Source organism: Paenibacillus sp. G2S3 (assembly GCF_030123105.1).
Lineage (GTDB): Bacteria > Bacillota > Bacilli > Paenibacillales > Paenibacillaceae > Paenibacillus_AQ.
Genome location: NZ_CP126095.1, coordinates 3,297,895 through 3,319,199 on the forward strand (window position 1 = coordinate 3,297,895; position 21,305 = coordinate 3,319,199).

The window sequence follows — 21,305 nt, forward strand, 5'->3', positions numbered from 1 at the left end:
ATCCATGACATACATGTAATTGTTCAACAAAAGGAGAATGCTTCATGAAATATAACAATCCGATATTACCAGGTTTTTATCCAGATCCAAGCATTTGTAGAGTAGGCGAGGAATATTTTTTGGTAAATAGTTCATTTGCTTACTCTCCGGGTATACCCATTTGGCATAGTAAAGATTTAGTTCATTGGAAGCAGCTTGGATATTGCTTGACGCGCGATTCCCAGCTTCAATTTGACAAATCGGTCGTATCTGGTGGGGTGTGGGCACCAACCATTCGTCATTATAACGGTCGATTCTACATGGTGACGACAAATCAGGATAGTGGTGGACACTTCTACGTTTGGACGGATGACCCAGCAAGTGAGTGGTCGGATCCTATTTATGTGGATCAGGAAGGGATTGATCCATCCTTATTTTTTGACGATGGCAAAGTGTATTTTACAAGCACTGGCACAAAGCATGGGATGGGAATCTACCAATGTGAGATTGATATTGAGACGGGTCACAAGTTGAGCGATTCTCGCTTGATTTGGACAGGCAGTGGCGGTAAATTTCCTGAAGGACCACATCTATATAAAGTAAACGGCTACTATTATTTAATGTGTGCAGAAGGCGGGACAGAATATGGACACATGGAGACCATAGCAAGAAGTAAATCACCCTATGGACCTTATGAGTCCTCATCGCGCAATCCCATTTTGACTCATCGGAGCTCAGATTACCCTATTCAAGCTACTGGTCATGGCGATTTAGTTGAAGCGCAGGATGGCAGCTGGTGGGCGGTATTTTTGGGGATTCGACCGGTAGGATATCCATACCGACATCATCTGGGCAGAGAGACATTCCTAGCGCCAGTTCAGTGGAGTGAGGATGGATGGCCGATGATTGGAGATCAGGGAGTTGTCGGATTAGAAATGGAAGCTGACACACCACCACCAGTGCTATGGGAAGACGAGCCTGAGACCGATGATTTTAATCCATCTGATTTAAGAATGAGCTGGAATTTTATTCGCAATGCTAAAAAAGTCGATTGGTCTTTACAGGAGCGAGCAGGATGGCTAGCATTACGTGGAGCGGATGTGAGATTAAACGAAAAGGAAACGCCAGCGTTTATTGGCTGTAGGCAGCGGCACTTCGATTGTGAAATCACCACCAAAATGGAGTTTAATCCTCTAGAAGGTGACGAAGCGGGTCTTGTTGTTTTTATGGATCAGCAGTATCACTACGCAATTGGGCTTACCCATGTAGAAGGCGAAAATGTGATCACGCTGCGAAGACAGGTGGGTAGCATAAGTGATGTGAAATATTCTTCTCCATTTGAAGGCACAGTCGTAGAATTGAAGATTCAGGCATTACCTGAGAAATATTTGTTCTCTTATCGAGGTGTGGATCAGACATGGCATTCACTAGGAGAAGCCGAGACACATTTGATCTCTACAGAAGTCGCAGGTGGATTTACCGGCGTGTTCTTTGGGATGTATAATTACTCTGCCAATCGAACGACCGCTTATTATGATTGGTTTCGCTATCAAAAGGAATAACAATCCAAAAATATGTTGAATTAAGAAATGGCGGTGCTCAGGAGGTTATCCCTGCACCGCCATTTTTATATTCGGCAATAGCTTAATTTTTCCGTATATATTCTATATGCCAGTGCTGATTGTGACCGCCGTTATCACTCCATTGAATGGCCTGCGCACCGTCGGTTTTATCTTGTCCCGATATATCCAAAAACTTGCCACTGGCTCGGTTTTTAATTTTATACGAGTTTTGTTCACCAGTTGGAATAAGCTCCCACTGTTGGTTCCACCCGTTATTGCTCGGCCATTGAATAACACTGGCCCCATCGGAAGAAGATGCTCCGTTGACATCCAATAAATCTCCGCTAGCTATGTTTCTGAAATTAAAATATCCGGTCTCTACAGTTTCGAGATACCATTTTTGATAATCTGCTCCTTGATCGATGTATTGTACGATAAGCGCACCGTCCGCTTTTGAATCCGCTCCGCTGACTGACAGCACTTTATTGCTGTGTTCATTGATAATTCTCAGCGGAATTGGCACTCCAGCGTGCGTCGTTGAAGGTAGGGCGAGTGACGATGCAGATACAACTAACACAAGTGCCAAAAACGTTTTCAAACCGTACCGAATAAGAGATCTTTTCATGAAAATACACTCCTTCTTCAATTTAATTTAATTTCTTAACTTGCGGCCTGTCCAATTTAAAAACAAGCTTTATGTATTCAAATTAATCACCCCCTAAATCAGTAAATGTATTGCATGACATTTGATAGAATCTGAAAAAGGATTCTATGTTCAAAAGTAAAAAGATAAAATATAAATAAATATTGGATCATTTGCTAAGAATATACTTTAATTTCAAATAATGAGTCAATATGAATTTTTTCGCTATTTATATAAAAATAATACTGTCAGCAGCTTTAAAAGAGCACATTAAAAACCAAAAAACACTCACCAGCCTGCAAAAACACACTGATCTAAATCAGTGTGTTTTTGCGGGGTTTCATGATAATTCACTTCTATGTTCAATGCTAAAGGAAATATCTTCTTGTCTACTTTTCGAGAGAATATTGGTAAAGTAAGGGGATATCAATAAATAAGAGGTGATGAGTTGTCATGAGTAAGAAATACTGCTTGTTCTGTGATGAGATCGTCTCCACTACACAGGATGGCGATTACGATAAATATTTAGGCTGTAATTGTTCACCCGACGGGTTCTATAACTTATTGAAAGACAGCTATGAGCCCATTAATTCACTCCCGCATCAAAAGAAACGCGACATGTTTCATATTGCATCAGCTTATATACGAGAGCAGACAGATCGCGGCGAGAAGGTCAGTCTATCGGCAGACGATTTAGAGTCCGTTGTAATTTCTCCGAAAATTCCTGTAACGATTGAAGATAAAGGAAACCGGTTACTGCAATACTTGTACAGACATTCTGAAGCCCCGGGAGAATCTGTTGTTATTCAACCACTGTCTAGTAGTTATAACCTGACGTATTCGCCCAACCTGCAAGAGCTGGTATATATCATCGATAAGCTGGTTAACGAGCAGTTTATTATCCGGGAAGGCATGACCTTTAAGCTAACAGACGAGGGATGGAAAGAAGCTGCCGCAATCGCAGGCGGTAAAAAATTAAAACCTTGTATTATTCTAATGTCGGAGGCGGAGGATTTGCACACAGAGTGGGTGGACAAGCTGCTTCCTAAAATCGAGCAGTTTGGTTATGTGCCACGTTTGCTAAGGCATACGACAACGCAAAATCGAGAACCGTATTCCTTGGAGCTTATAGAGGAGAGTAATCTGATTATCGCTGATTTAACCGGCCAATCCCCTGAAGTGTATTTTACTGCAGGATATGCGCTCGGTTTGAACATTCCAGTGATTTGGACTGTGAACAGCAGCGATGCTAATAACCTTTTCGTACAAGTGAAAAATATCCGTCCGATCGTTTGGGATACAGCTGAAGAGCTGGCTGTTTTACTCCAGCAGAAGTTGAGTTCATAAAGTTCATGTCATATTTAAAAATAAACATTCCACGAAGAAGAAGCCGCGAATTTCGCGGCTTCTTTCTTTTCAATATAAAGTTAATGTCTCAACTCATGGCTATTACGAAATCTTTTTTCTTTTATGGAGAACTGAACCGAACCCTAAAAATAGGAAAGCAATAATACTGCAGAATAAAAATAAATAGCTAAGCGGAATTAAGAAAAAGGCTGGCTCATGCAAGATTCCATCGGGTCCTACGCTTGAACCCACCATACGTGAGATCATTAAACTGATGATGCTTAATAATAAGGGCGAAGCAGCTAATAAATACTTTTTTTTCATATGACATTCTCCTTTACTTGATAACCACATAATACACAAGTTGAACTTGCAAATCAACATTAATTTATTGTAAATCGATATATCATTATTGTAACTCAAATAAGTTCACTTGTGCTTTAGATTTGAAATGAAAATGAGGACTTGACCATAATTGCTAGTGAGGACTATTATTTGGTTTAAACAAATTCAAGAAAGTGTTAATGCTTTATTTGTACAGATGGTCGCTCCAAGTCGGATAGGTTGAATAGTAACAGATAAATAGAAAACGGTTACATCCAATGCTTCGATAGTATGAAAGGAACGGCGTTCTGATCATTGGCATGGCTTTTTAAATTTGTTCAATTCAGTGTATGAACTTAATAACAGGTTGAACAGCTGCAAGGGGGCAGGTATGAAGCCAATATTTAAAATTATGATTGTGGATGACGAGATGCTGGTTAGACAGGGAATTAAACATCTTTTGAATTGGGAACAAGAAGGGTATCGAATCGTCGGTGAGGCCTCTAACGGTGTTGAAGCACTGAGTATGATGGATGAGCTGAATCCTCATATTATTATTACGGATATCGTAATGCCAATAATGGGCGGGGAGAAGCTAGTCAAGATCGTTAAGGAGAAGTACCCACAGATTGAAGTAATCGTCTTAAGCAGCTTCAGTGAATACGATTATGTCCGTTCCACATTTCAGAGTGGCGTAGCAGATTATATCCTGAAGCCGAAGCTGGAAGCCGATTACCTGTTGTCCATCCTAAATAAAACTACAGCTAAAATGGCAGGGATGAAGATGACCGATCCAGGGACCGATCCAGAGGAAAAGCAGCTTTTGTTCGCGATCGAGAAGCTTATGACGGGATATGAGTCAGTGCTAGAACCTGCTTTGCTTCATTCCAAGTTTCCACACGCACAATTCGCATTTTTCGGAGCAGATATGAAGCATATTAAAGATTCTGGTGATAAGTTAGCATTCGCAAATGAAATCGAAGGAGGAATTCAAAAGTTCGCTTTGGACGATGTTGTGTTTATTCGGCTAAAGTTTGTTAACGACTCGGTCATTTATTTACTTAACGTTAATCCGGAACAATGGGACGAGCTTGTGATTGAACTCCGTTATCTGATCTCTGAAATAGAACATCGTATGAGAGAAGCGCATTTTATTATTAGTCAGAGCTTCGCGGACTTTGAGAGACTTGGTGAGATTTATCGAGATAATTACTTGAAGCTTACACGATACAGTTTCTACTTGCCGGAACGAAGTCTGATTGAGAATGATCATTTGCCGGGTCTTCCGGGAGCTTATCAGGAAATTGACATGGGAGAATTAATGGATCAGTTGAGACGTAAGCAATTCCAGAAGGCATTTACAGAGTTTCTCGAATATGTCCATCTGCGTTCAATGGATTATCGCATTGATATTTTCGAATTCAAATCGCTATTGGGGAACTTTATATTTAACGTAGCGACCACGCTTGGAAAAATGAAGTGTGAGATCGGAGGTCTGGAGGAGACCAAATATGACTACTTCCGAAAAATAGATGAAGCGATGTATGCAAGTGATGCTATTGCAGTTACCGAAGCATTCATTAGAGAAGTTGAGCGCACTATTGGTGAGACGAATTCATCGGTTAACCCCAATATGACAAAACTACTCGAATATATTCAGAATCATTTTGCAGATCCGATTACACTGACAGGAGTAGCTAGACAGTTCCATTTCAATGCTTCTTATTTATCGAGCTATTTTACTGCCCATAATGGCGAAGGCTTTAGTGAGCATCTGAACAAAGTCCGTTTGGAAAAAGCTATGGAATTGCTCGAGACAACGGAAAAATCAATTTCCGATATTAGCGCAAGCGTGGGATATTCAGATCAGAGTTATTTCACCAAGGTATTTAAAAAGCAGACTGGCATTTCTCCGAGCAGGTATCGGAGACAGGATGTAGAGCAGCCATGATTGGAAATACCATAAATAAGTTTAGACAGCAGGGTTTATTTCTCAAGCTGTTTCTCGTGACCCTCATTAGTATTGTAACCGTATCACTCCTGACGCTGGCTATTACGATCAGTATGTCGGAGAAATTATTTTTACAGACCTTTAGCATAACTAATGGAAAATTACTGAACCAGATGAAAACAAACCTGGAATCTTATAACAACATTATTGCTACTGGCGCAACTATGATGGCTCAGAATGAAGCTATCCGAAACTATTTATCAAGCGGAGAGACGGATGCAGTAAATCTTGCGATCAAAACATATCACATGACAGAGGGCATGCGCGCAATCCGCTCTAACCTCAGCGCCGTTGATGTTGGAATCATGATCGTTGGCGTGAATGGCAGGAGTTATTCAACAGATCCTTGGTATTGGGCTATTTCCGCAGATGAACTTATGGCTCACCCAATTACGAAGGAGACCATTAACCATCCTGATCAAATCCTGTATCAGCTCGATCTAAGAGATAATAAAGCGAATGTGAAAGAGCCAATGCTGGTGGCATCCAAAGCTTTATTTGATCATTCGACCGGAAGAATCTATGGCACCATGTACGTAGCCATTCGTGATCGAGATTTCAAGCCCTTTTACGCTAACTTTACGAGTGAAGGCAATGATGTAGTATTGCTGAATCAGAAGGGATTAATTGTATCCAGCAGTAAGACAGAGATGATTGGGCTCCTCGATAAGCAACTGCTTCAAGCAGTAGAGGGTGGAGGTAAAGACGGCGAGTCTACCTATGTGATGGGGAATGAGCGAATTGTTTTTACAGAATACTTACCTGAATTTGATTTTTATTTGGTGAACCTGATCGATAAGAACGCTGTGATCGGACAGATGGTGAATGTCAAAGCGGTGACATTGACAATAATGGCTATCGTGGCAATTTCGCTCATTATTGTTTTTTTAATTACCCGAAAAATGACAAAATCCTTACGTGTACTGGTTAAACAGATGTCGAGTATTCCTACAGGCGAGTTCGATAATCATGTAGATGTCACCAATAGTAGCTATGAAGTTAAGGAGTTAGGTAACGCCTTCAATTTCATGCTTGATTCCCTACATGATTATGTTGATAAGCTGATGGAGACCCAGAAGCAACAGCGTAATGCGGAGCTGGCGGCACTCCAAATGCAGATCAACCCACATTTTTTATATAATACGCTAGCTTCTATCAAATTTCTGGTGCAGCAAGGCAACAAGGAAAAAGCAGCTGGAACGATAAATTCACTAATCTCACTCCTGCAAAATACAGTAAGCGATGTTCATTCTACCATTCCTGTTAGTCAGGAATTGGAGTCGCTGAAGCATTATGTGTATATCAATCACGTGAGGTACGGTGAGAAGATACGTGTAAATTACTTTGTGGAGCCTGAGAGCTTGGATTATCATATGCCGAAGCTAATTCTACAACCTTTTATAGAAAACGCGTTCTTTCATGCATTCAACCTTAAAGATGAGGGAAGAATTCTGATCATGATTGCCGTGCAGGAAGATCAACTTGTATGTGAAGTAGTAGATAACGGTGATGGAATGGATCTTGATCCGAATTTGCTGGAAGAGGAGCAGCTACCAGCTTCGAAGCACAAACGCCAACTGTTCTCCGGGATCGGTATACGGAATGTGGATGATAGAATTAAATTGTTATACGGTGAGAGATACGGGATTAATATTACAAGCAAACGGAATGAAGGTACAAAAATCGTTATTACGCTTCCATTGTTAAAAAACTAAAAATTTTACATGAATCTAAAAATAGTACCAGAGTCGAAATGAGAATCAAAATAGGACCCAATAATATCACCAAAGCTAACAAAGATACTGCCAAAGAAAACGAATACAAAATGATAAGATGGAGGCGTAGCAGAGAAAACGCTTCCATCTTTATTATTTTTTAGACTATCAAGGGGGTTTACGTAGTGAAAAAATTATTATCCGTAATGCTAGCTAGTGTGGTTCTACTGTCGGCATGTTCCACAGGTGGAACGAAAAATGAAACGAGCAATTCTGGTAACTCTGGAGCTGAAGGTAGTACCAAGACAAAAGAGATCACAGTTTGGGCTTGGGACCCGGCTTTTAACATTGCCGCTATGAATGTTGCCAAAGATGCTTATGCGAAAGTTAATCCGGACGTAACGGTTAACGTCGTTGAGAACGCGCAAGCTGATATCGTTCAAAAGCTGAATACGGGGCTAAACTCTGGTTCCACAAAGGGTCTGCCTAACATTGTATTGATCGAAGATTATCGTGCACAGAGCTTCTTACAAGCGTATCCGGATTCCTTTTATGAATTGACGGATGTTGTAAAGGCTGCTGACTTTGCGGATTATAAGATTGGCCCTACCAGTGTTGACGGCAAGCAATACGGTGTTCCGTTTGACTCTGGCGTAACTGGAATGTATGTACGGACAGATTATCTCGAGCAAGCAGGCTACAGCCTGGATGCATTACAGGATATCGACTGGAAGCAATATGTCGAGATCGGTAAAGCTGTAAAAGAGAAAACCGGCAAAAGCATGCTAACACTTGATCCAAACGATCTTGGACTTATCCGAGTGATGATCCAATCGGCGGGCGCATGGTATACGGGAGATGATGGTCAGACTCCGACCATAGAAGGCAACCCTGCTTTGAAAGAGGCACTTGTAATGTACAAAGAAATGATGGATTCCGGTATCGTAAAAGTAATTTCAGACTGGAGCCAGTTTGTAGGTGCATTCAATGGTGGTGAAGTGGCTAGTGTACCTACAGGTAACTGGATTACACCTTCGATTAAAGCCGAAGCTTCCCAATCTGGTAAATGGGCAGTAGCTCCACTACCTAAGTTAGGAGCAACAGAAGGCTCTGTTCACGCATCCAACCTTGGAGGTAGTTCCTGGTACGTTATGAATGTAGATGGTAAAGAAGCAGCAGCGGAGTTCCTATCTAAGACTTTTGCCTCTGATGCGGAACTATATCAAACGTTGAATACAAAAGTTGGTGTTATCGGCACCTTGAAAGCTGCGGCGAGCGGTGAAGCTTACTCAGCTGCGGATGAATTTTTCAAAGGTCAAAAGGTTGTATCAGACTTTGCAGCATGGACCGAGCAAATTCCTAACGTCAACTATGGCATGAACACTTACGCAATTGAGGATATTATGGTTGTAGCGGTGCAATCATATCTAGGCGGTAAAGATGTAGATACTGTTCTGAAAGATGCGCAGAAGCAAGCGGATACTCAAATTCGATAATCGCACTTAGGTAAACAACCGATGCCCTTGCTCCTTCTTCTCCTGTAAATTGGATTTCTACAGAAGGATGGGTAGCAGGGGCTTTCATCTCTAATATATAAGACAGAAGGGTGCGGAGTGGAGTGGAAACTGTAAAGACAGGGCTAAGCCCGCAAAAACAAAAGAGTTCTAAAGGGTCACGGCAGATCCATCTGACGGGTTGGTTATTCATCCTAGTGCCGGTCATCATGATCACTATTTTCTATTTTTATCCAATGATCCAAGCGTTAATTCTATCCTTTAAGACGGGTAGAGGAAGCAATCTTCATTTTACCGGATTTGATAACTATATTCGACTGTTTAGCGATACCACGTTCCTTACAGCCGTCAAAAACACATTTATTTACTTAATTATTCAGGTCCCCGTCATGCTGGTGCTGGCACTCTTTATCGCTGTGCTGCTTAATGACGAAAGACTGAAATTCAAAGGTTTTTTCAGAACGGCCATATTTCTGCCGACGGTAACTTCACTTGTAGCGTACTCCGTTGTTTTCAAGTATATGTTTGGTGCCGAAGGTATCATCAATAAATCTCTAATGAATCTCCATCTAATCAGCGATCCAATTCAATGGATTACTGACCCCTTTTGGGCCAAAGTTACAATCATCATTGCCATCACCTGGCGCTTTACTGGCTATAATATGATTTTCTATTTATCATCCCTGCAAAATGTAGACAAATCTATTTATGAAGCAGCTCACATTGATGGCGCAAGTGCATTTACTCAATTTTTCAAAATTACAATTCCTCTATTAAAACCGATTATTTTGTTTACGACGATAACATCAACCATTGGAACCCTTCAGTTGTTTGATGAGGTGGTTAACATCACGAAAGGTGGACCCGGCAATGCAACCATGTCGATTTCCCAATATATTTATAACCTTTCTTTTGAATACACACCTGACTTTGGATACGCCGCAACCGTCTCCTACTCGATTGTTGTAATGGTACTCATTCTGACGCTAATTCAGAACAAAGTAGGAGGAGACAAGAGATAATGAAAACTAAACGCATGTTTACTTACCTGTTTCTAATCATCGCTGCGCTGATCTCTATCTTTCCATTTATCTGGATGGTGATTAGTGCCACGAATCAGTCGGTTGATGTAACTAAAGGGACATTACTACCGGGTGCGCATCTCTTTAAAAATATTGACAATCTGTTCAGTTCCGTGGATATGTGGCAAGCCCTTTGGAACTCCGCAAAAATCTCAGTGGTGACTACTGTGCTTTCATTGCTGGTAGCATCGGCGGCTGGATATGGTTTTGAAATGTACCGCAGCCGGAGTAAAGATATCGTATTTAATATTTTGCTAGCTTCAATGATGATTCCGTTTGCGGCGATCATGGTACCTCTATTTCAAATGTTCGCCAAAGTATCAAGCGTTGTCCCATTTCTTGGCATTGATACAGCAGCAGCAGTTATTCTGCCAACATTTACAACAGCTTTCCTAATTTTCTTTTTCCGTCAAAACACAAAAATGTTTCCTAAGGAAATGATGGAGGCTGGTCGCATCGATGGTCTTTCAGAATTTGGTTTATTCTTCCGCATCTATATGCCGACGATGAAATCAACTTACGCTGCCGCCGCAATTATCACCTTTCTAAACAGCTGGAACAACTACTTATGGCCATTGATTGTATTGCAATCCACAGAAAATATGACCGTGCCACTTCTAATCTCGAATCTTGGATCGGGTTATGCGCCTGACTATGGTCTGATTATGTCCGCGATTGTAATTACGACACTGCCGACTGCTCTTGTATTCTTCATGATGCAAAAACAATTTGTGGCTGGGATGACGGGTTCAGTTAAATAAAGTAAGCAATCATTTTAAGAAAAGAAGGAGGAAAAATAGATGAAGCAACAAGTTGAACGGGGAGTAGCTCCAAGTCTGGAATGGTTGTCGGACCCTTCCATTTATGCAGTAGGCAGAATACACGCGCACTCCGATCATCGGTATTACGAAACGAAACTTGAAGCCGATGAGCTTGGAGAAATGCCTTGGCGCCATAGCCTGAACGGAAGTTGGAAATTTAGTTACGCCCACAATGCTATGGAACGGCAGGCGCATTTTTATAAGGAGAACGTGTCCTGCAGAGGATGGGATAATATTGAGGTTCCTGGACATATCCAGCTTCAGGGTTTTGGGCAACCTCAGTATGTGAATACGATGTACCCATGGGATGGCCATGAGCATCTGAGACCTCCGAAGATATCAGAGGATCACAATCCAGTAGGTAGCTATGTTAAATATTTTGTAGTACCTGAGGGCTGGGAGCAACGTCCACTGTATATCTCCTTTCAGGGAGTTGAATCCGCTTTTTATCTCTGGCTAAATGGGGAGTTTGTTGGCTATAGCGAAGATAGCTTTACACCTAGCGAATTTGATCTGACACCGTATATGACGGAAGGTGAGAATAAGCTAGCGGTTGAGGTCTATCAGCGCAGTACCGGGAGTTGGTTGGAGGATCAGGACTTCTGGCGCTTTTCTGGAATCTTTCGTGATGTGTACCTATACACAGTGCCTGATGTTCACGTGCGGGATCTCCACATTCAGACTAATCTGGATGAACAATTTGAGCTGGGGACGCTGACAGCTGATTTGCAGTTGATGGGTAATCCAGCTTCGAAAGTGCTCCTTGAGCTTAAGGATAAAGCAGGAAATCTTGTAGTTCGCAGAGAGACTGAAGTTTCAGGAGATTCCGTTACGCTGGTGCTTGAGGCTTCAAAGGTTCATCTGTGGAGCGCAGAAGACCCAAATTTGTATACCCTTTACGTATCTGTCTTCAACGCATCTGGGGATCTTGTGGAAGTCGTGTCGCAAAAGGTTGGTTTTCGAAAATTCGAAATGATCGATAAGATTATGCACTTAAATGGTAAACGTATTGTATTCAAAGGTGTTAATCGCCACGAATTTAATTCCCGCTTCGGTCGCAGCATTACGAAAGAGGATATGTTATGGGATATAAAGACTTTGAAACAGGCGAATATCAACGCTGTACGGACGTCGCACTATCCGAATGAAACACTCTGGTATGAGTTGTGTGATGAATACGGTGTCTATGTTATTGACGAGATGAATTTAGAGTCGCATGGATCATGGCAAAAAATGGGTGTTGTAGAACCGTCTTGGAACATACCGGGCAGTAAGCCTGAATGGCAGGATATCGTAATGGACCGTGCGATTTCCATGGTAGAGAGAGACAAGAATCATCCTTCGATCCTGATTTGGTCCTGTGGCAATGAGTCTTTTGCGGGAGAAGTCATTCGGGATGTAGCGAATTATTTTCGAGAGAAGGATTCCACCCGTTTGGTTCATTATGAAGGAGTGTTCCACAACCGCGAATTTGATGATTCGAGCGATATGGAGAGTCGGATGTATGCGAAAGCAGCAGATATTGAAATGTATTTAAAAGAAGATCCATTAAAGCCATATATTAGCTGCGAATACATGCATGCGATGGGTAATTCCGTCGGAGGATTGCATAAATACACAGAACTCGAGCAGAAGTATCCAATGTATCAAGGTGGATTCATCTGGGACTTCATGGATCAGGTTATCGTAAAAAATGATCGATATGGCAAACCTTACATGGCTTATGGTGGAGACTTCGATGACCGTTCAACCGATTACAACTTCTCCGGAAACGGAATTGTGTATGCGGATCGGAGATGGTCTCCGAAAATGCAGGAAGTGAAATTTCTGTATCAGAACGTCAAACTGTCCCCGGATTGCCATGGCGTAACCATCAAAAATGAGAATTTATTTGTTGGCTTAGATGCGTATAAATTGAACTATTGTCTGAATTATGAGGGCAGGGAATTCCATCGTGGAATTGTATTCGCCCAAGTTAAACCCGGAGAAGAAAGATATGTAGAACTTGACTTACCAGACACAAATCAGTCTGGTGAGTATAGTTTAGATGTTTCGCTTGTGCTCAAGGAAGATTCGTTATGGGCGAACGCTGGTTATGAAATCGCTTTTGGACAGTATGTTTTTCAAGTAGAGAACAAGTCAGAAGATGAGGTTCCAACACATCCTAAGGTAACCACTAAAGTGAATGATTTTCGCGTTGTTGAAGGGGATGTAAATATTGGCGTGCATGGTCGTGACTTCTCCGTTATGTTCTCGAAGCAGGCTGGTACATTGATCTCCGTTAAATATTCAGGAAGAGAAATGATTTCTTTACCTCCGGCACCACTCTTCTGGAGAGCAATGACAGATAACGACAAGGGGGCAGGAATGCATTTCGACTCATCCTCTTGGTATGCTGCAAGTTTGAGCCGAAGAATTTTAAGCTTCGAGCTTATGGAAGAAGAAGACCGAGCGACTGTGACTTACGTGTATAAACTGAGTGTGTCAGAGGGAGTACGAGTAAGTGTAACTTATACGGTGTTCTCCGATGGAAGCATAAAGGTACAATCAAGCTACCATGGAGAGCCGGGTTTACCGAAGTTTCCCCTATTCGCTTTAACCTTCAAAGTGCCAGCCGATTATTACCAGCTGAAATGGTATGCGAATGGGCCAGAAGAAAATTATATTGACCGTTTGTTTGGTGCGAGATTGTGTCGCTTCCAGAATCATGCGTTGGACAATGTATCGTCCTATTTGGTACCGCAGGAATCGGGTAACCGCACAGGTGTGCGCGAAGTATCCATAACCAACGATCTTGGTCAAGGCATTATAATATCGGCACCAGTCGAAGCTCCTGTTGAAGCCAATATATCACCCTATACGGCAATGGAGCTGGAGAATGCGACGCATCATTATGAGCTGCCGAACATTCATCATACCGTTGTTACGATTGCCGGACGTCAAATGGGCGTTGGTGGTGATGACAGCTGGGGAGCGCCAGTTCTTGATGAATATCAGATTGATCCTTCAGTAGATATGGATTTTGAATTTACAATTCGCAGAGCTTAATTTAAGACGGACAACGGTTGCCTCGATTGTAAGGTTGAGGCAACCGAATCCTATTTGTGAATGATGGAATTGTTGTTAAATAAATATTTGTAATCGTTTACATTTTATGGAGGAGGTGCTTAAAATCTAGAAATTATACGTTTGTAATGTTGATCGGAAGAGAGTAAAGAAGTGGTTTCAATGATTATTTTTATGAGAAGGGGGTAATCTGGATGATTACTACAGTTAAACGAAGGTTATTTATTTCTTTTCTTTCTATTTCTTTGATTGTACCTATGTTTTTGGGTCTACCAGGTCAGAAAGTAAGTGCAGCGAATACTACGATTAAATTAGATCCGAACCATATGCAGCAATCTTGGGAAGGATGGGGAACCTCTCTTGCCTGGTTCGGTAATATAACTGGCGGTTGGAACGATAAAGTCAAAAGTGCAATGGCTGATGCTCTATATTCTCCAGATGGATTGAACTTTAATATTGCTAGATATAATATAGGCGGCGGAGAGAATCCTGCTTACAATACGATGCGCCAAGGAGGGGAAGTACCTGGATTCTCGCCATCACCTGGAGTATTCGATTGGACGCAAGATGCTAATCAGCGCTGGTGGCTGGAGGCAGCTAAAGCTAGAGGCGCCAATATTCTAGAAGCGTTCTCAAATTCTGCGCCGTATTATATGACGGTCAGTGGAAGTACGACTGGTCACTGGGAGTCGTGGAAAGACAATTTAAAACCGGATGAGTACGAAAATTTCGCTAACTATTTGACAGAAGTGGTTAAGCATTTTAAAGAAGAATGGAACATCGATTTCAATTATCTTTCACCAGTAAATGAACCTAGTACGGATTACTGGGGATTTAGTGGGGGACAGGAAGGTTCTCACTGGGATGTTGGTTCACAGATGAAGATCATTAATACAACACGGGCCAAATTGGATGCAGCGGGACTAAATTCGGTAGAAATTGCTGCTATGGATGAATCTATTCTGGACACCTTTGTTAGTAACTGGAATTCTTATGATGAGACAACTAAAGCTAACATAGGTAAAATGAATACCCACTCTTACGGTGGGTCAAAGCGGGCTGAGATCAGAGATGCGGCCAAAGAAGCTGGGAAGACGTTATGGATGTCTGAAGTAGACTTAGGTCCTTCTGGGATTGCGCATGATCACGATGATTTCGAGCCAGCACTAGCATTGGCAGAAAGAATTATGACAGACATTACTTGGTTAGAGCCTAAAGCTTGGGTTACTTGGCAAGCGTTTGAAAGCGAGAAGAACATGCAGAAGGATAAGGAGAACATGAACTGGGGTCTCCTTCACGCGGATTTCGACACGCAAGAATGGTGGTATACGAAGAAGTATTACGCCATGCAGCAATTTAGCAAATTTATTCCTCAGGGCGCAAGCTTCATTGGGGATAACGATGATAACACTTTAGCTGCTTATGATCCTACAACTAATAAAATTCATATTGTATATAGAAATCCTAATGTAACCAGTCAAAATATATCTTTAGATTTGTCCCAGTTTGATACAGTTACTGGGGATGCAACACCTTATGTTTCTTCCGCGACTGAGAATGTCGTACAGAAGGGCAAAATTCCTGTTCTGGATAAAACGTTGCAAGCGACGGTTGGAGCGAAGTCCATTACAACCTTCGTAATTGATGGAGCTTCCTTTACAAGCAACTCACTTATTCCTCAGAGTGATATGACGGTAACAGCAAGTAGCGCTCAATCTGGTGAAGAAGCAGAAAGAACACTGGACGGTAATAACTGGACGAATTGGCACACTTCATGGGAACCTTATGATGCGGGGCCGCATTCGATTACCTATGACCTTGGAGCCCACTATGATGATGTCAACAAGCTCAGCTATTTGCCACGGCAAGATAAAGATTGGAACGGAATCATAACGAAGTTTACCATCGAAGTCAGCTCGGATGGCAAGGTGTTCACACCGGTTGCACAAGGAACCTGGAAGAACGACAGATCTGAAAAAACCGCAACATTCTCTTCGCATGCTGCGAGATATGTACGGTTAAAGATCGACGAAGCGAATGATTCAGGAACACAGTATGCATCGGCCGCCGAGATAAATATCATGAGAAAGTCTAATTTCACGGTAGATTCGACTTATCTCAGTAATGCAATTTCTAGAGCAGAGGACTATATTACTGCTAACAACGGGAATTCGAACGTATCGTATTTGCAAGATTTGGTAAATGAAGCCAAAGTAATACAAGCAAACACTTTAGCAACACAGGAAGATATCACACAAATTATCAATAAGCTGAACGTTGAATATAGCGTTCTAGACCAAGGACTTATCCCACAAAGCCAAATGACCGCAACGTCTGACAATTCCGCTTCTGAAGATGGACCGGGAAAAACAATTGATGGAGATAGCGGAACCAAATGGCATACAGCGTATAACAACGAATATTCAACACTTCCGCATCACATTACTTTAAATCTCGGCAAAGCATATAACGGGATCTATATGTTGAAATATTTGCCGCGACAAGATGTGGACTGGAATGGTGTGATCACCAAGTTCGAGGTTTCCGTTAGTACCAACGGTACTGACTTTACCAAAGTTGCAGAAGGAACATGGGCTGCAGACAAAACGGAAAAAACAGCAACCTTTAATGCAAAGGGCGCTGAATATGTAAGATTTACTGCACTTGAATCGAGAAGTGATGCAGGCAAACAATATGCTTCAGCTGCAGAGATAAATATTCTAAACAAGTCTGGTTATAAAGTGGATTTCACCAACCTAGACAGCGCAATTCAAGCTGCAGAGAAATTCAAAACAGATTCTGCGAAAGATTCGTCTTACTTCAAGAATTTGGACGCGTTCCTTAGTCAAGCAGGTACTTTGGTGAAGAGCGCATCAGCGACGCAAGAAGAAATCGTAAAAATGGCAGGCCGTATTTTAGCTGAAATAACCAATATTCAAAACAGTGATCCGAATATTAAAGGAATCAGCCTCTTCTATGCACCTGAGGCCTATAGCTCTAATCCATCCAGTCTCATGCTGGACAACAACACTTCTACCTTCTACGAAACTAACTGGGATAAGAACGGACGGAAATACAAATCTGGTGATTATATCGTTATAGATCTGGGAGAGAGCGTTCCTGACATTGGAAAGGTGCTTGTTACACCAAGACAAGACAAGGCGAATGGCCGCATCAAACAATTCAAAATCTATTACAGCGATGTGAACCTGGAAAAATCACCTTCTGACGGTACGCAAGCTTATTTGGACGAGAATTTCAAATTAGCAGCAAATGGCTCTTTTAGTGACAATAGCACGAGTGTACAATCCGCGACGTTCAAATCCGTTAAAGCTCGGTATGTCGCAATTCAGGCTATTACCACTGGCGGTGACGGTAACACACTCAGCACAGCAGAAATTGCAGTTAGTCAGAAACAAACAGCGACTTTTGATACAAGTAAACTACAAACAGCAATCGATCAATTGCGTACTTTGTCATACATTAGTCCGAAAGTGGATGCTGCGATAGAAAAGCAAATCACAACGATCGGTAATCTTGTTGATTTAACCGAAGAAAGTATTTCGTATTACACGAATCATTTAAATGATTTATACAACCTCTATTTAACTGTAAATAACAAGAGCTCCATTAAGAGCGGTGAAGTATGGTTAGATACGGAAGGCGTGCCGATTCAAGCACATGGCGGAGGTATTCTGTATAACGAGAAGAACAAAACGTATTACTGGTACGGTGAAGACAAGACGGAAGGTTATCTTCCTACTGGAGTTCACGCATATTCGTCCAAAGATTTGTACAATTGGCAAAATGAAGGCATCGTATTGCCCGTCTTCAATAACCCTCAACTTGGCGAAGATGTAGTGCCGGCTGGAAACGACCTGCCATTATATCTGGATGAAAATTCTGAAACGTACAAGAATAGCGGGGTTCCATACGATCCTGATAGAAAAGTAATAATTACAAGTAAAGATGAAGACTACACGGGTAACATGAAATCACCGAACAATACACTCAGTAAACACAATTCACCGGATCGTATCGAAGAGCTTAATAAGCTGTATGCGAATTATACGAATGAAGAGAAGCAAAAGATGTATAAGGATTTCAACTGGGATAAAGTTGTCGAGCGTCCTAAAGTTGTCTACAACAAGAAGAACGACACTTATGTAATGTGGTGGCATCAGGATGGACCGATAGCAGGCGAATATTGGACTGCAGAAGGCGGTGTAGCAGTCAGCGATTCGCCGACTGGACCATTCAAATATCTCGGCACATCCCGATTGCCAAATGTAGGTGATAAAGATGGCAATGATGGAATGCTCCGTGATATGACCTTGTATGTCGATGACGATGGCAATGAAGCGACGGATGACAAAGCCTACTTGGTTTATTCTTCCGAAGAAAATGTAACGACCGTGATCATGATGTTGAATGATGATTACACAGGTCCAGCTCAGAATGTTAAGGGTCAAACCTTAGACGGCATTCACTATAAGAGAGTATTTAGCTACAAGAGAGAAGCACCAGCGATTTTCAAGCAAGACGGAGCCTATTATATGATTTCGTCCGGCTTGTCCGGTTGGAATCCTAACCGCGCCGAATACCACGTCTCCACTCAAGGAATGTTTGGACCATGGGAATTTAAAGGCGATCCTATGGTTAACGACTATGAAGGAACCACCTTTAGAAGCCAAAGCACATTTGTTCTACCTTATCGGGATGGTAATGGCACTCTCGTACCGAATAAATTTATCTTTATGGCCGATCGTTGGTACCCGAATAATTTGAGTGATTCCAGATATGTTTGGCTTCCGATTGAACTCGATAACGAGAACCGTCGAATAGCGGTAAGTTGGCATGACGAGTGGGATACTTCTCTATTCAAGACTGGTACGACTATTAACTTCAATAGCAATGGAGGAAGTTCGATTTCTTCCTTGTATGGGGTTGAAGTCGGTACAAAAATTACTGCGCCTACAGAACCGACTCGGGCAGGATTTACATTTGTGAATTGGTATAAAGACGAAGCATTGACTACGCTATGGGATTTCTCTCTTGATACGGTTCCAGCAAATGATATTACACTCTATGCGAAGTGGGAGCCTATAGCTGCACCGGTAATTACAAATATCATGCCAGTGAACGTAGCTACGTTGATCGGGACCCCACCTGTATTGCCTTCGGTTGTAACAGCTGTATACAGTGATGGAACAACCCAAATCAAATCAGTAGTATGGGACGCGATAGATCCTTCACTATATGCTGAAGCAGGCAGCTTTAGCGTAAATGGAGCGGTTGATGGTGCTTCTATTCCAGCTGTTGCGAATGTAATCGTAAGTGAGGATGTTTATAGAGCACAACTTGCAGCGCGTATCGCAGATGCTCAAGCCATTTATGATTTAGCAGTGGAAGGAATGGACGTCGGTCAGTATCCGATAGGAGCGAAACAGAAATTATTGGATTCGATCACGGAAGCACAGCAAGTGCTTGACAATGATTCAGCTACCCAGACGGAGTTAGAACAAGCAACAATGGATATAAATTCAGCACTTCAAGTATTCGAGGCCTCCAAGAATCAACATGTAAAAGTACAATCCATCTCGATAACGAGCGCATCGTCGTCCATTGAAGTGAAGAAAGGAGCTTTGCAGTTACAAGCGGAAGTCCAACCGGCTAATGCTACGAACAAAACCGTTACGTGGGCGGTCTATGAAGCGGATGGAATAACTGTAGCGGATAAAGCGATCATTAATACAAATGGTTTGTTGACGGCTGCGAAGAACGGCATTGTGAAAGTCGTTGCTACATCCGTTGATAACACCACAGTTTACGGGATAAAAGAGATTACGATAAGCGGTCAAAACGACAGCCCAGAGCCTACTTCAAGCCCAGGAACAAATCCTGAAACAAATCCAGGCAACCCAACGACACCAACGAGTCCTACACCTACGACCCCTCCTACAAAAGAAGATCCGCATCGCTATGTTCCAACAGGAAAAGAACTAAAAAATGAAACAGTACAGAATGGATTAACGAGCCTTTCGATAAACATTGATCGGGAAGGTTTAGAGAAGAAGCTAGAAGCACTTTACAAAACAAAGGAAAGTCCTACTCTTGACATCGAGATTTCAGGAGCGAATGCATGGAATGCAGTACATCTGCCGCTTGATGTTTTGTACAACAGCATGAAAGCGAATAAGGAAACGATCATAACTCTAAGAAGCCATTTAGGAAGTTATGAACTTCCGCTTTCTATTCTGAATCGTGAAGAGTTTGAAAAGGCCGCTAAAGTTGAGGGTGCAACCTTAATCATTCGAATCGATAATGTGACATCAGAGCAAGATAAGAAGTTTGAACAATCCAAGTTAGAACAAGGGTTGAAGCGGGCAAGTGACATCGTCACATTCAAAGTCATTCTTAAATCGAAGGATAAAGAAGAGGAAATTCAAAACTTTGGGAATTCCTTTGTGACACGCGTGATGTATTTGGATGCTGCCATTCAAGATCCTTCGACTGCGACCGCTGTTATATTCGATCCAGCTACAGGTCAAATGCGCTTCGTGCCATCGGTGTTCACAGTGAAGAACGGCAAGACTGAAGTCACAATATTCGGTCAAGCAAATGGCCTATACGCAATCGTACAGAACAAGAAAACATTCGATGACATGATTGGACATTGGGCGCAAAAGGATGTTGAGACCTTAGCCTCTAAACTGATCATTAACGGAATGACGGATCAGACATTTGCTCCAGCGAGCCAAGTCACACGTGCTCAATTCGCGGCATTACTGGTCAGAGCGCTGGGGTTATCGACAGAGTCATTATCGAATGTATTTGCAGATGTTAGTGCCACTGCGTGGTATGCGCAGGACGTGAACACAGCTGCGCAACTTGGTTTGGTTCAAGGTACAGGCGAAGGGAAATTCAGCCCGGATACAATGATTACAAGAGAGCAAATGATCGTCATGATCATGAAAGCTGTTCATCTCGTTCAAGGTGATCTTGGTACGGAAGCTCAAATAAGCACTCCTTTTGCCGATCAAGACCGTATCTCTGATTATGCAAGTCATGCGGTAACAGAAGCAGCAAGCAAAGGATTAATCAAAGGAAAAACAGAAACAACTTTTGCTCCTCAAGATGCAGCTACACGTGCTGAAGCAGCGGTGATGATCAAACAAGTGTTACAATACTTGAAGTTTATGAACTAGATAAAAAGTCAAAAAAATTGTGCTCGGCTCACT

Annotated in this window: 11 protein-coding genes; 9 read left to right on the top strand and 2 right to left on the bottom strand. The window is 42.1% G+C overall.

Annotated elements, in window-relative coordinates:
* Positions 1-44: 44 nt before the first annotated feature.
* The gene (locus QNH28_RS14500) at positions 45-1,541 is read left to right on the top strand and encodes a glycoside hydrolase family 43 protein (protein ID WP_283911969.1); all 1,497 of its coding nucleotides are present in this window, start codon (positions 45-47) and stop codon (positions 1,539-1,541) included.
* A gap of 82 nt (positions 1,542-1,623) precedes the next feature.
* Here QNH28_RS14500 and QNH28_RS14505 read toward each other — a convergent pair whose 3' ends face one another.
* A complete protein-coding gene (locus tag QNH28_RS14505) occupies positions 1,624-2,166 on the bottom strand; it encodes an RICIN domain-containing protein (protein WP_283911970.1) in 543 nt (180 codons plus the stop codon).
* 471 nt (positions 2,167-2,637) lie between these two features.
* Between QNH28_RS14505 and QNH28_RS14510 the strand changes: the two genes are divergently transcribed.
* The gene (locus QNH28_RS14510; protein ID WP_283911971.1) at positions 2,638-3,531 is read left to right on the top strand and encodes a hypothetical protein; all 894 of its coding nucleotides are present in this window, start codon (positions 2,638-2,640) and stop codon (positions 3,529-3,531) included.
* 102 nt (positions 3,532-3,633) lie between these two features.
* On the opposite strand, the gene QNH28_RS14515 is transcribed toward QNH28_RS14510, so the two are convergent.
* On the bottom strand, positions 3,634-3,855 hold the full coding sequence (locus QNH28_RS14515) for a DUF3955 domain-containing protein (protein WP_283911972.1): 222 nt from the start codon (positions 3,853-3,855) through the stop codon (positions 3,634-3,636).
* A 391-nt stretch (positions 3,856-4,246) separates the two neighbouring features.
* Between QNH28_RS14515 and QNH28_RS14520 the strand changes: the two genes are divergently transcribed.
* The 7 genes from QNH28_RS14520 (at position 4,247) to QNH28_RS14550 (ending at position 21,272) form a co-directional block, all read left to right on the top strand.
* Entirely contained in the window at positions 4,247-5,806 is a 1,560-nt protein-coding gene (locus QNH28_RS14520; RefSeq protein ID WP_283911973.1) for a response regulator transcription factor, read from the top strand.
* On the top strand, positions 5,803-7,581 hold the full coding sequence (locus QNH28_RS14525; RefSeq protein ID WP_283911974.1) for a sensor histidine kinase: 1,779 nt from the start codon (positions 5,803-5,805) through the stop codon (positions 7,579-7,581). The genes QNH28_RS14520 and QNH28_RS14525 overlap by 4 nt, the downstream gene beginning before the upstream one ends.
* 185 nt (positions 7,582-7,766) lie before the next feature.
* Positions 7,767-9,077 carry an ABC transporter substrate-binding protein gene (locus QNH28_RS14530; protein WP_283911975.1) on the top strand — a complete coding sequence of 437 codons (1,311 nt, stop codon included), beginning with the start codon at positions 7,767-7,769 and terminating at the stop codon, positions 9,075-9,077.
* Positions 9,078-9,304: 227 nt separating this feature from the next.
* A complete protein-coding gene (locus QNH28_RS14535; protein WP_283912155.1) occupies positions 9,305-10,117 on the top strand; it encodes a carbohydrate ABC transporter permease in 813 nt (270 codons plus the stop codon).
* On the top strand, positions 10,117-10,938 hold the full coding sequence (locus tag QNH28_RS14540; RefSeq protein ID WP_283911976.1) for a carbohydrate ABC transporter permease: 822 nt from the start codon (positions 10,117-10,119) through the stop codon (positions 10,936-10,938). Before QNH28_RS14535 ends, QNH28_RS14540 begins: the two co-directional genes overlap by 1 nt.
* Before the next feature lie 39 nt (positions 10,939-10,977).
* On the top strand, positions 10,978-14,046 hold the full coding sequence (gene lacZ / locus QNH28_RS14545; RefSeq protein WP_283911977.1) for a beta-galactosidase, LacZ type: 3,069 nt from the start codon (positions 10,978-10,980) through the stop codon (positions 14,044-14,046).
* Between the two features lie 212 nt (positions 14,047-14,258).
* On the top strand, positions 14,259-21,272 hold the full coding sequence (locus QNH28_RS14550; RefSeq protein WP_283911978.1) for a discoidin domain-containing protein: 7,014 nt from the start codon (positions 14,259-14,261) through the stop codon (positions 21,270-21,272).
* Positions 21,273-21,305 lie beyond the last annotated feature (33 nt).